A 12,769-nucleotide genomic window follows, 5' to 3' on the forward strand; every position below is an offset into this window, starting at 1 on the left:
CTCACACGCGACGCAGCAAGCTGCAATTCAAACCCATCAACCGTTCTGGTATCCGGCGTCTGCATGACGCCCGCGTTGTTCACCAAACCGTCTATTTTGTTGGTCAATTTGCGTACGGTATCGGCCGCTTTGCGCACCGAACTCAGGTCTGCAAGGTCAAGCGCAACCGAACCGCCGACTTCTTTTTGCAGTTCAAGCTTAGCCGCCTCTGCTTTCTGAGCAGAACGACACGCCATAATGATACTGGCACCCTTTTTGCCCAGCTCGCGGGCGCATTCAAACCCAAGTCCACTGTTCGCACCGGTGATGACAAATGTCTTTCCCTTGAGGTCGGGAAACCACCTGCCTAACAAACCTTCTAAAATGAGATACCTATAAGAAATCGCAGTAAGGAAAATGCTTCAATTGGCTTAACGTTCTCCCTGAAAAGAGTTTCACCAACAGCTAATTCAAGCGCAGCGGCAATCTACGATGTTACAGCAAAGACAGCTTCCGAATTTTCTGCCGTGTCTGCGGTTAAATAACTTACAAAATTCGTTGTTTTCAACTGTACTTCGGTGACCCCGCCAAGGCCACCGAATACGACGATGTCTGTTACTAGGTGGTTTGTTGTTTCAAACATTTCAACTTCAATACATTGAGCAGCCACAGCTTCGACATCTTCTTGCTCGACAAGAATGCCCTTTACGCGCTGGCGCCTTAGCCCGGCAACCGATCCTTCTTTCTGTTACCGGGACGGAAGCGATAGGTGCCTTAACCGTCCGAACCGATGGGCGATGCCCAAAGCAACGCTTGGTCACCGCCCATTTTACTATGGCTCAGGGGGCGGAACTGATCTGCATAAGCATCAAGGTCTGGATTAGGGGACAAAACAAGATATGCCTCGAGCCAAGCCATTTGAAAGCTCTCAAGCTCATCTGTCCCGTCAAACAAGCTTTGAGATTCGCCTGAATAGGCTTCGCTTGCTTCGCCTGCTTCCAAATCAGCAATGGTAAATGCAACAATCCGGTCTAACGCATTATCACATATGCCTTTGATGGATCGGCCTTGTTGTTCCAACAGCAATGTTGTCAGGACCATCGGCGCAACGGCATGCAATTGATAATGTAAAGCATATTTACCGCGGCGCATTTCTTGCGGCAAGCTTCCGTCTGGGTTCGCCTCGCATTGTAACAGCGTAGCTGACCATTGCGACCAGCTGAGTGCAACAGGATCGTTTCTGATTTGCCCCACCAAATTGACACCAAGCGCCGCCCATCCGCGCAAATTACCTGTCTTAGCACCTGAAGTGGCGTCTTCTTCCCAGAAGGTCATTTGTTCGTCGATACGCCGCCCCAACCAGTCTTCGATTACTTGACGTGCTTGCGGGTCCGTGCTGTAGGGCGCGACCTGACGGTAGGTCATCGCAAAGCCTGCCAACCGTGCGCCAATTGAAAAATTCGCACCTATCGAGTTCAGTTCAGAGAACGCGTCAGCCTCGGCCCAAGTCGCCATTTGTGCAATCGCACAATCGGCCTTTTCAGTGCGGTTTTCTTCGCTTTCTAAAGCAGCATTGGCAACGCGGGTTAAATCACGCAAAAAGTCATCTATCGGCCCGAGTGCGGCGTTAACCTGCGCATTGCTCGCTTCATCGATGTCCGAACGCGATACGCTGTCATCGGTATACCGGCTCCCAAACCCAAGCGTGATCACAGGTTCAGGCGCGGCGGCACATGTCTCATTCGCCGCAAAAACTGGTGTTGCTAACAAAGACATCAGCCCAACTCCGCCAAGTAATAAATGCTTATGTATCATAGTTCACCACTTAGGTTAAGAAGCGCAGTCAATTCGGCGGCCTTTTCGGACCCATTTTCAGCTGCGCGCGAAAGCCAAATAATAGCGTTATCGCGATCGGGCTGTGTCCCGATGCCAAAAGCAAGAGCATTGCCAAAATCAACCATTGCGCCGGTATTGCCAGCCTCGGCGGAACGGCGTAGCCAATCCGTGGATTCTGCAACCTCAGCACTGTTTGCCGCGTTATCGCGCAGATACAATGCATATGATCGCATCGCATAAATATCGCCCAATTCCGCGGACATGCGATAGATTTGCGGCATGTCCAGACGGCTTTCTATAACCTGCTGGGCCTGAATATCCGCACTGCGGAATCCGCTTAATATCCGTCCAAGCCCCCTATCAGCGGGCCTTTCAAGCGCCATTTCCAACAGATCAGCGGCGTGGTTCGGATCATACGTGGGCGCATCGACATTCACCAATAGATTAAACATCGCATAAAATGCGTTGCCATCTTCAAGCGCGACGGCGCGTTCCAGCAGTTTGATCACGTTCGGCGCCTCTTCTAGACCCGACACGCTGAGCCGTGACTGCGCCAAATCAACCATTGACCACGCATTGTTGTCGATAAGGTGCTCAGCAATCCCCATCCAATGCAGCGCATTTTCTGTATCACCAAGATCAAGATAGCTTTGCGACATCTGCATGACGTGCTTGTAATCGCATGGGATGATGCCTTCAGCGCGCGCTAAATACACCGCTCTTTGTGTGTCGTCCAAATAGGGCAGTGCAAACAACAAAGCATCAAAATCGCCGTTTCGCGCAATGACATCACTGAATTTGTCGAAAATACGCTGTCCCGCATCCGGTGTTTGATCCAGCGTCGTCAATAGAATCATCGCGGCGCCCTGCCCTGTCGAAGCGGGTTCTTCAAGAAGGCGCAATACTTCGTCTGTGTTCACATCTTTATCTGTTTCGTACTGCAGCATCGCTTGTGCAAGCGTGAGCGCAGCTGGTGCCCCCATACGCGCGTATTGCTCACGCAAAAGCTCGAATGCGACGTCGCGTTGTGTTGGGTCATTGGCCAGTTCGAATTCCAATTCGGCCAACGCTTCGAGCACGCTAGCGTATTGGTCAGCGTATTCTTGCCAAAATGCGCGAATTTCAGGGGAAACATCTTCAGATGCTTCAAGGTACTTTAGATAACGTGCCATCGCGCGTGGTCGCCCATACAGCGCGTGCGACTGGATGACAGCAATGGTTAACGCATCATCTGCGGGCGCTAAAGCAACCAGATCAACTGCGGAAATATCCACATTCGCCGTGGCGGTGGCCTCTTCAATCTCTTGCCAATACCGGGCCTCTTCGATCCGGGGGCTATCGACAGCCTGACACATGAACATGCCGTGCAGGGCTTTCGCGGGTGAAACACCGCCCAATGATGCGACTGAGTATGTCAACAAATCAACGGCACGTTCAAAATCTTGCGGGTTGTCCCGTTGCAATACCAAGTTTGCGGCCAAAGCAATGGTGCCGTCCATATCGCCCAAGGAAGCTGCCGTTTCGAGATACGCACGCGCCTGTTCGCGTCCGCCCCAACGTCCTTCGTTCAAAGTGACTTCGTCGGCCAGTCGGCTAAACACCCAACCTGACGCATCAGGTAACAGCGAAAGCGCGCTTAATGCAGCTAACCGTTCTTCATTCAGATCAGGATATTGTTCTGCATAGGTTTCAAGAAACAGTGTCAACCGCGTCAGACCCGGCCGCAAACCAGAGTTCGCCGCCAAGCGATAGAGCGCGAGCGCCTGATCAAGGTTTTGATCCGCAAGTGCGCCCGTTTCATAAATACGTCCAAGGGCGATCTGCGCATAGGGTAGCTGTGCATCTGAAGCTTGTGTCAAATACTGCAACAAAGCCTCATTATCCCGTTCGAATTCTTCGGCTTGCATGTGGTATTCGACGATTTTCCAGGCAGAGTTTGAATCACCTAAGTCAGCCGCAAACCGATACCAATCATGTGCCAGACGTTTGTTTTGTGCAACAATTTCGCCACTGCCGTATTCCCGCGCGATGCGCGAAACGCGGTCGCAGATAGACGGATCCAGTTCGCCAACCAGTGACCCGAACGCCATTGTGACCGCCAATTCGGGGGCGACGTCCCATCCCTCGATACCTTCACCATCAATTTCGTATCTGGTCAGGTTGAGCAACGCATCGGCGTTACCAGAATATCCAGCGTCAATTAAAAGAGCGTTCGCACGCGCAACGTCGCGTTCGATGCCGATCCCATTGCGAAAATAGCCAGACAACGCATTTTTAAGCCGCGGAGACAGAGTTTCTTCATCAGCTGCCAATTGCGCAACAAGCTGTTGGCTTTGCAAGTCTTCATAACTTCCTGCGGCCAACATGGCTTCAATACGCGCGAGTTGCGCGTTTTGTCCGGCGTAACTCGATTCTGTTTCCTCTAACCGCGTGATGATGTTGTCAATTGTGGGAAGCCAACGAACCGCATCGATCTGACGCAATCGATTGAGGTCACGTTTGATCAACGCGGGTTCGATATTTGGTAGACGTTGACCATCCCAATTCTCCCAAGTCGCGATGGTCTCGGCATCTGGTGCACGTGGCACACAGATGCCGGTTCGAGCAATCACAGGAGGCGCGAACGCAAGGTCAATCGCGTTCGGATTTACCTCCTGTGCGGTGCCCGCAAAGGGTAAGACAGTTAGGGCAAGCACCGTTGAAAAACGTTGGTTGTGGGAATTGAAAAAGCCGAACATGAATTACTCCTAATCGTCCACCGGTCGTGTTTACTTGAGGTAAGAATTGTCTGTCGCAAAAGCGGAATAACCATCCGCGTTTTCCATCAACACAATCGATACGCCTGCGTTTCGCTGAAGATCGACCTGCTCAACTATGGCCACAATCTCATCTCCGATGCGCAATTCGAAATCCAATGTCAGCGGTGCCCTGATCGCAATGGATTTACCGTCCATGATATCGACAGCATCAATCGCCACAGTATTGGCTTGCGGCACAAACAACGCGACGTTGTCGCTGTCTGTAAGGTTATAAACCGAGATATCAGCCTTAGACGGGCTATTCGTAATATCGTCAGCGATAACTTCGCTTTGGCCATCTTCGGTAAAGACAACCGTATAGTAAGAACTCGGCGCCACATCGATAACACCTGTCCCGATAGGAAGAACCACATCAATTTCGCCGGGCATTACATTCACGTACCCCGAAACCCCGGATAAGATATCTTGAACACTTTCACCATCAATAGAAGCAACTGTTTGACCCGGTGCAACAACCCGCACGAAGCTAGAGTTTGGATCAGATACGTCCTGATAAAGACCATCGTCAGCGAAAACAGGGCTGACCAGAGTGAGAGAAGCCGTGAGTGCGGCTAGAAGTGGACGTTTCATATTTCTTCCTTTGTTTTTGTGGTGCAGATAAAGACGCTTGGTTCTGTGTAGAATTCACCAAGCGTTGAGATATCGACCGTGACGGCACCATTTGGCCAAAGGCCGGACAGTGGCATATAAAAACGTCCGGTACGGGTTAACCTTTCGCCTCGTTCGATAATTTTGCGTCGCGTTAACCCTTCGTCAGAGACGAAGCTAAATTCGACGCGGGTTCCCGCCGATTGGTTCAAATCGACAAAAAGAGTGTCCTCGGGCCCAAATGCAAGCGAAGTTAGATCAACGCGAAACGCGGTGTCGTCTGCGTTCATTTGAGGCGCGAGCGGTATCGTGCAGTTTGGGCCTGCGGCTGCGATCAGTTCACGCATCGGCTGATCGCCATATTGTGCAAGATTGGTATAGATCGGGTTTTCCCAAACCAAGAACCGCGGAGGGTTTTCGTGAAACTCAGTAGAGGTAAGATAGGATATCATCGCCCCGAATTGGTTGCCCCCCGTGAGCGCATAATCAACGACCTCAAGGCTTGAATATTGCGCCAAAAACCCGGGGAAATTGTTGATCTCACTGTCCGAAAACGATGTGCCAAGCAAAGCAATCGGGATGCTCGAATCCTCGTCGCCAAATAGATCAAGATCACCACCAGCTAAATCAAGCGATTCTACTTGCATTGTCTGATAGGTCATTGTTTCTGCCTCAGGCAGGGTATCCAAGCAATGTTCTTGCAAGTCACGCCGCATGCCGGAAAAGGCAATATCCACCTCAAGCGGCATTGTTTCAAACGCCGTTGTTTCAAGCTCTTCGTAGGTCGGGTGCGCTGTAATCACGTCAGCGATCGCACGTGCTGTTTCACGCGCGCCTGCAGCAGACCAGTGAAAATCAGCTTTAAAAAATGGCAATTCACCATCTGATGTCTTAAGCATCGCCTCACGCGCATCAACGGTCATAACCCCTGCTGCATTCAGCCTGTTCAGCACGTCATCATGCACCGCGATGGCAAGGTCTAGATCAAAACCATATAGCGCGGCCTCAGGTGGTAGGTGATCTGGCATCGTGACGCTTTTAGTGGGGATTGGCACATAGACCAGTGTCGTTCCCTGCGCGGCAAGCGTGCGCGACAGTTCCGCCACATAGGCGACGCTGTGGTCCGAAAACGGGTGGTTCATGCGGATGTCAGTGTTAATCCGGAAGAACACCCCGTCTTTGCCTTCAAGAGATGGGATTTCGTTGTCTATTTCCAATCCCGAACAACCAAAGTTTGACTCCGCATATGCGGAGTCGGGTGAAATCAGCGCAATCGCCAGTACCGTACTGCAAGGGATGGACGCCAAGTGTGGTTCAAAACGTATCATTGGCTGAGCTCCGATTGGGCGGAATTTAGTTGTGCGACAGCTGAATCCAACAACGGTAAGAGGTTGCTTGCAACAATCTGAGTTTCCAACGACGTTGTCGTAGATGCCGCTTCAAGATGCGTTTGCGCGCGTTCTAGATCTGCGGTCGTATGCTGTGGGTTTTGAATAATTTGCACCGCCAAATGCAGCGCGATTTGTGCGGCGGCTTCGCCTTGGGCTTCCGCGGCAAGGGTTTCGACTTCTGCATCGATACGTCCGAACGGCTTGCCGGTCGCTTGATAACGCAAAACGGCTTCAACTGCGTGGCTATTTCCAGCACGGGCATAAGTAAGCATAATATTTTCCAAAACATTACTGCGGGCACGCAACAAATCAGACGGTTCCACACGGTCCAACGTGTTGATCAGCCGCGTCATCGCACCGCCCCGGGCAGTTGCTGCAGCGATGCCATAGTAATGTGCTACGTCAGACAGGTTAGATGTCTCAGAGTGATCCGCCAGCCAGTCACCAAATTTCATCGCGGCGAACCCATCGCCAAGATCGGCAAGTTCACGCATTTGAATGGTGTAAATTGGACGCCCTTCGGTTAGCGCCTTGCGTGCATCAATCAATTCTTGGGTCGGCAATTGCGCCGACGACGTGATCCCCGGCATCATTTGGACGGTAATCCGCGTCGGTGGAACAACGCCTTGTGTTGTTTGCCCGGGCGCTGCGGTTGCCGTTGCGATTAAAATGGCTAAGGCATGCCTAAACATTATCGTCTCCGTTTTTATTTGAAACGCTGCCCATCAAGGACGGATCGCTCAGGTAGCGCACAGGGAATTCCCAAATGACCACGCGCGACGCCTCTTCCGGGTCAAGTGTTTCAAGATATGCCTGCATCGGTGCAATGGGACCTTGGCCCTCTTTTGCGTAGTTCACTATGTCTTGGTTCAACGCCAGCTTCAGGGCTTCGACAAAGCTCCAGTTTGGGTTGGCTGAATAGCTGGTACCAACAAGAACAAGCTGCGCAGGGCCATCATTTCCAAACAGATCAATCGCACCAGTATCGTTCTTTGTTGCCATCTCCGCGATATAGGGCGTGATGGTTTCAACGCCCAACCCGACGACGGGTGCCAAGTTCTCGGAGGTGACAAACGATACCAAGTCCCCGGTAAAGGTGATCGGCGCGTGGTCCATGCGCGTAAATGTATCGGTGCCGTGGTCGATTACACCAGATGCGGCGATGGTCTGTGCCACGGCTTGCGCACCTTCAGCAGTCCAATGCGTGTCAGTCTGAAAAAAAGCGGCACGTGTTGTGTAAAGCGCCGGGCGTGCGTCAACGTGAGGAATGCCGCGCGCCTTTAACGCATCGCGGAACGCGTCATATGTGCCCGCAATCTGCATCGCTGGGGCGCTGTTCGTCAGATGCGTCTGATTGACCTCTGTTTTGGCAGGCAAAGGAACCAGCACCAGCTCAGAACCCATAGTTGCAAGTTGCTCTTGAACGTGAACGATATAATCAAGCGTCGCCTCAAGCCTGATTATATCGGGGTCTTGCGGGCGGAACTCTTCGGCGCTGAACAGCCAACCATCTGCGCCAGCAACGACACCATCGCGCCCTTCGTTCAGCACAAGATAGCGCGCGGCCCCCACCCATCCGACGGCCAAGTCACGATGGGGAAGGTTCGCGCGATACAGTGTATCGACTTCTTGCGTGAAGCCGCCTTTCACAAGACCATCTAGCTTGGGGCCTTCTACATCACTTTGGAACAAAGCGATGTTCGCAAAAACGGCATATCCAAAAAACGCAACAGGAGCCGCTAGTTTGATTGTCTTATCAATGAACATACCGGTCCTCTGTCTAAAATTGGAAATACAAGAAGGGTGAAAAGCTCTGCTCGGCGAGCTTTAGGATCGTGACTGTGCCGATAAGCAAAACAGCAATGGTTTGCAGAACCAGCGCAACGGGGACAACGGCTGCGGTGCCATCGACATTGGGTTGCAACATCGCGTTGCGCTCGTTGGACAGCGCGTTCCAGGTATAGGGTTCGGCAAAGACGGCAAAGACAGCCAACGCGGTGAGTGCTACGCTTTCGCGTGTTATAGACATCCAGACGGTGGGATCACCAAAGATACCGTTAAGCCCGATCATGCCGCCGTAGACCTCAAAGGCTTCACCGACATAGGCCGCCCGAAACATGATCCATCCGATCAACACGAACAGCAATGTGAGAGGGAGCGCGAACCAATAGTTCTTGGCAGTGCGATCCCAACCGGTAAAACGTTCCACCGCGAGCAAACTACCGTGCCAGAACCCCCACAAAACAAATGTCCAGTTCGCGCCGTGCCACAGCCCACCCAGAACCATAACCAGCATCAGGTTGATATAGGTCCGTGCAGGCCCTTTGCGGTTGCCGCCCAGCGAAATGTAAAGATAATCGCGCAGCCAATTAGACAGGGAAATATGCCAGCGGCGCCAGAATTCTGTGATCGACTTGCTGATATAGGGAAAGCGGAAGTTTTCTAGAAAGTTGAAACCCATCATCTTGCCCAGCCCAATCGCCATATCGCTGTAGCCAGAGAAGTCAAAATAAAGCTGAAGCATATAGGCCGCAGCGCCAGCCCAAGCGAGCGCCATACCGGGGTTATCCGTGGCAAACGCCAGATCGGCGAGCGGCGCAACGGCATCCGCCAAAATGACCTTTTTCGCAAGACCAACAATGAAGCGCGCAAATCCGGCGCTGAACATCTCAATAGAATGAGTGCGCTCACGAAATTGATCCTCAAGGTCTTTATACCGCAGGATTGGCCCCGCGATCAGCTGGGGGAACAGAGCGATAAATGCAGCAAAATCGATGAACGGCGCATCTGCGGCGGCATCCCCACGGTGAACATCAATCAGATAGCTTAGCGCCTGAAACACATAAAACGAGATTCCGATTGGTAAGATGAGCCGCCAATGAATACCCAGACCCGCAGTATCCGTGCCGACAAGTGCTGCAAAACTGTCGATAAAGAAGTTGAGGTATTTGAAGATTCCTAACACACCCAGACAGCCAACAACCCCGATGATCAAATAGGAACGTCCCCGGGACGTTCCACGGTGCTGCGATACTTTTTGCCCAATCACATAGGCAAAGGCCGTTGTCAGGAACAAAAGCCCCAAGAAATCGACGCGCCACCACGCATAAAAAACATATGACCCTGCCAGAATGGCATAGGACTTCAGCCGCGTTGGCGTCGCGTAATACACCAATAGAAATAAAGGCAAAAACAAGAAAAGGAATGATTCAGACGAAAAAACCATTGCTTAGCTATCCAGTTCATAGGTGCAGGTTTCCGGTGCAATCGCAAAGGATTGGATACCACCGGTGACAAGGTCGATATCTTGGTCGCCTTGAAGATCGGCAACGATCTTGTGACTTTGCGATGCGAGATCGCCATCTAAGAAACGCGGAAATTGGTTGAGGAAATTATTGCGCCGTAATGTCAGCCGATGTGCCGAGGCTGACGACAACCCAATGCGATTGCCGACAAACACATTGTCCAAAATACGGGTCGGGCTGCCAATGGGTTGATCACCGATAAACAGACCTGCACTGCGATTGCCAAAGATATAGTTCTCGGTCACCACCGAGCGTTGACTTGTACGCAGTTCAATCCCTTTACGGCGGTTATCGATGACAACGTTATTTGCCAGATACACACAGTCAGAATCGTTCACGGAAATGCCACCGCCTTCGCTTCCCCACACGATATTGTTAAGGACAATCGTGTTTTTACTATCGTTGCTGATCGTGACGCCGTTGCTTGTGCTGTTCAGCACCAAGTTTCGATTCAATGTTGTGCTTGTTGACCCTTCGGTCACGCGGAGCGCACTTCCGTTTTGGCTATCCATAAAGATGTTTTCGATTACGCGGCTCTGCGTGGTTTGTCGCAGTTCAACTGTGCCGGCCTTTTCCCCTGCAAAAACATTGCCCTTCAGAACCGCAGCGTTGGTGCTGTCAAAAGTGACGCGTGTGATATCACGCAAGACGCTTTGCACGAGGTAGGAGTCACCGATCGGCGTATAAAGCCCGCGGTTAATCACCGAAACTCCAGAGTACCCTGATGTTTCCCCAAACCCGAGGTTTTCAAATAATGCGTCCGAAATGCGTGCCATACCGGTGCCTACGGTGGTCACAAACGGTGCAAAATTGGACGAACGGGGGTTTGGAACCTCCGTGCCGGATATTTCGGCCCCCTCAATGACCAATGTCCCTAGGTTTGCGATGAACGCACCATCCGCGCGGCTTAATCGCAACGTATCACCGGGCTGCACTACAAATCGTGCATTTTGGAAGACAACCAAAGGAATACGCAGCGTGTCATCGGTCATTAACGTCTCAGGCTCTGGCTGCGTTGCGACCCAATCGCGCAACTGAGCAAGGGTCAAGGCGCCATGTTGCACCGCAATGACGCGTGGTTGATCGGCGTTTTGGGCGCGCATCACGATGAGTTGGTCGTTACTGCCAATCGAAAACGACAATTGCATCAATGCAAAGCGCATATCGACCAGTTCAAGCTGCCCCAGGGACATGGTCGGTAATCGCAAATCCATTTGCAGTTCAGTCGTAGGCGCAACTAGGCCGTCTTGTCGCATATCCTGAGCAAGATCAGAAGGGCGGCGAATGTGATCAACCTTTTGCTGGAAGTCATCATAGGTGGTCGCGATATTTTCGCCTAATTCGGCATAACCCGCAATTGTCTGGGCGTGGGATACACTTGCTCCCACTCCGCAGAACAATGCGGTCAGGGTCAATCCCCAGATAAAAGGCACTTTTTGCTTAGGCATTGAGTGCGATATCCATCGGTGCGGGATGCGAAATAGACGAACTCAATGTGACCATGATAACATCAATTTTGTCCGATGACGTATTCGTCAGCTTTGTGCGATCAAGGATATCAAGCATCGTGCGTTCGCCCTTGCCCAACGTGCGATTGCTCATTCCATCAAAGACGGATAGTCCGCCACGGCCTGCAATAATCTGACGTCCGGGCAACGGATCAATGGTAATTGATGATCCGGGGTTAATGCTCAGCATCGTCATGTCGTGGTCTTTTGACGAAATCACGTGTTGGCTTTTTCCCCACTGATGTTCGCGTGCCAGATGGCGTACCGCTTCACAGCGCGTTTCTGCCTTGAGTGTTTCAACAACCTTTTTGACATTTTGGCACCGACCACGCGCAGTCACCAGGACGGCATCAGGGGTATCAACGACAATCACATCAGACATCCCTACCACTGCAACTAGTCGTTTATCACCGCGTACAAGCGTGTTTTTCGAATCCACCGAAATCACATCGCCGGTCAAGACATTGCCATCGGCGTCTGCTTGGCCAATGCAATGCATCGAAGTCCAGCAGCCAACGTCGCTCCATTCAACGTCGAGGGGCGCAAAGGCTACGGATTTCGCCTGCTCAAAGATTACGCGTTCGGTCGGTTCGTTTGTCGCCTTGCGGAAGCTATCAGCCTGCAATTTAAGACAGTTTTCCGCCCATTCTCCTTTTTCGACCGCCTGTGTTACGGCAGTCAAAGACGCCTGATCAAGGCGTTCGAATTCCTCCTTGATCGTCTTGGCAGAATAAAGAGAAATGCCAGATGCCCAATAAGCATGTCCTCCGCCCAGCAACGCGACAGCTTTTTCGAGAGGCGGTTTCTCAACGAATTCTGAGACGTTGTGCAAACCTTTATGGCTTGCGAATTCCCCGCCATCCGTAATGTAGCCGTATCCTGTTTCAGGATATGAAGGCTTGATGCCGAATGTAACGATACGGCCTGCGCTGGCTGCTTCGCGCATCGCAAGAATAGGGGTATTCACATTGCCTTCGATGATATGATCGGCTGGTAAAATCAACATCAACGCATCAGGGTCTTCCGCGGCAATAACTATCGCAGCAGATAGAACGGCAGGACCTGTGTTGCGCGCCATCGGTTCACAGATAATCGTCGCATCACACTGTAACTCAGCGAGCTGACGTTGAACGGTATTACAATGCTGCAACGCAGTGACGACGACGGGCTTGCCAAAGCTCTTGGTGCGGTGGCGTTGTACCGTGGCTTGAAAAAATGTCAGTGATCCAGCACCCGCAACAGGCTGAAACTGTTTTGGGCTTTGGGTGCGGGACATGGGCCACAAACGTGAACCCGTACCACCACACAAAATAATTGGTCGTATATCTTGCATCGGTCTAATA

Annotated in this window: 10 protein-coding genes; all 10 read right to left on the reverse strand. The window is 51.8% G+C overall.

Features of this window, described 5'->3' with window-relative positions:
• The coding region (locus DS901_RS12620; protein WP_113777305.1) for an SDR family NAD(P)-dependent oxidoreductase at window positions 1–353 on the reverse strand (353 nt) is incomplete at its 3' end.
• Window positions 354–753: 400 nt separating this feature from the next.
• Window positions 754–1,755: an alginate lyase family protein gene (locus tag DS901_RS12625; RefSeq protein WP_181820862.1), complete on the reverse strand. Its 1,002-nt coding sequence runs from the start codon at window positions 1,753–1,755 to the stop codon at window positions 754–756.
• A gap of 35 nt (window positions 1,756–1,790) precedes the next feature.
• Complete coding sequence (locus tag DS901_RS12630) at window positions 1,791–4,553, reverse strand: tetratricopeptide repeat protein (protein WP_113777307.1); 2,763 nt, start codon at window positions 4,551–4,553, stop codon at window positions 1,791–1,793.
• A 30-nt stretch (window positions 4,554–4,583) separates the two neighbouring features.
• A complete protein-coding gene (locus DS901_RS12635; RefSeq protein WP_113777308.1) occupies window positions 4,584–5,204 on the reverse strand; it encodes an alginate O-acetyltransferase AlgF in 621 nt (206 codons plus the stop codon).
• Entirely contained in the window at window positions 5,201–6,550 is a 1,350-nt protein-coding gene (locus tag DS901_RS12640; protein ID WP_113777309.1) for an alginate O-acetyltransferase AlgX-related protein, read from the reverse strand. The genes DS901_RS12635 and DS901_RS12640 overlap by 4 nt, the downstream gene beginning before the upstream one ends.
• Window positions 6,547–7,305 (reverse strand): hypothetical protein, encoded by a 759-nt coding sequence (locus DS901_RS12645; RefSeq protein ID WP_113777310.1) that lies wholly within the window; start codon window positions 7,303–7,305, stop codon window positions 6,547–6,549. The genes DS901_RS12640 and DS901_RS12645 overlap by 4 nt, the downstream gene beginning before the upstream one ends.
• On the reverse strand, window positions 7,298–8,380 hold the full coding sequence (locus DS901_RS12650; RefSeq protein ID WP_113777311.1) for an alginate O-acetyltransferase AlgX-related protein: 1,083 nt from the start codon (window positions 8,378–8,380) through the stop codon (window positions 7,298–7,300). The genes DS901_RS12645 and DS901_RS12650 overlap by 8 nt, the downstream gene beginning before the upstream one ends.
• 13 nt (window positions 8,381–8,393) lie before the next feature.
• Entirely contained in the window at window positions 8,394–9,809 is a 1,416-nt protein-coding gene (locus tag DS901_RS12655; RefSeq protein ID WP_258546727.1) for an MBOAT family O-acyltransferase, read from the reverse strand.
• A gap of 33 nt (window positions 9,810–9,842) precedes the next feature.
• Window positions 9,843–11,366: a NosD domain-containing protein gene (locus DS901_RS12660; protein ID WP_113777313.1), complete on the reverse strand. Its 1,524-nt coding sequence runs from the start codon at window positions 11,364–11,366 to the stop codon at window positions 9,843–9,845.
• Window positions 11,359–12,759: a mannose-1-phosphate guanylyltransferase gene (locus DS901_RS12665; protein WP_113777314.1), complete on the reverse strand. Its 1,401-nt coding sequence runs from the start codon at window positions 12,757–12,759 to the stop codon at window positions 11,359–11,361. The genes DS901_RS12660 and DS901_RS12665 overlap by 8 nt, the downstream gene beginning before the upstream one ends.
• Between the last annotated feature and the right edge of the window lie 10 nt (window positions 12,760–12,769).

The sequence above is a fragment of the Loktanella sp. D2R18 genome (assembly GCF_003318235.1).
GTDB lineage: Bacteria > Pseudomonadota > Alphaproteobacteria > Rhodobacterales > Rhodobacteraceae > Yoonia.

Excerpts from the sequence above, each read along its gene's own strand:
- DS901_RS12625 (WP_181820862.1), bottom strand. The coding sequence starts at position 1,755 with ATGTCTTTGTTAGCAACACCAGTTTTTGCGGCGAATGAGACATGTGCC.
- DS901_RS12630 (WP_113777307.1), bottom strand. The coding sequence starts at position 4,553 with ATGTTCGGCTTTTTCAATTCCCACAACCAACGTTTTTCAACGGTGCTT.
- DS901_RS12635 (WP_113777308.1), bottom strand. The coding sequence starts at position 5,204 with ATGAAACGTCCACTTCTAGCCGCACTCACGGCTTCTCTCACTCTGGTC.
- DS901_RS12640 (WP_113777309.1), bottom strand. The coding sequence starts at position 6,550 with ATGATACGTTTTGAACCACACTTGGCGTCCATCCCTTGCAGTACGGTA.
- DS901_RS12645 (WP_113777310.1), bottom strand. The coding sequence starts at position 7,305 with ATGTTTAGGCATGCCTTAGCCATTTTAATCGCAACGGCAACCGCAGCG.
- DS901_RS12650 (WP_113777311.1), bottom strand. The coding sequence starts at position 8,380 with ATGTTCATTGATAAGACAATCAAACTAGCGGCTCCTGTTGCGTTTTTT.
- DS901_RS12660 (WP_113777313.1), bottom strand. The coding sequence starts at position 11,366 with ATGCCTAAGCAAAAAGTGCCTTTTATCTGGGGATTGACCCTGACCGCA.
- DS901_RS12665 (WP_113777314.1), bottom strand. The coding sequence starts at position 12,759 with ATGCAAGATATACGACCAATTATTTTGTGTGGTGGTACGGGTTCACGT.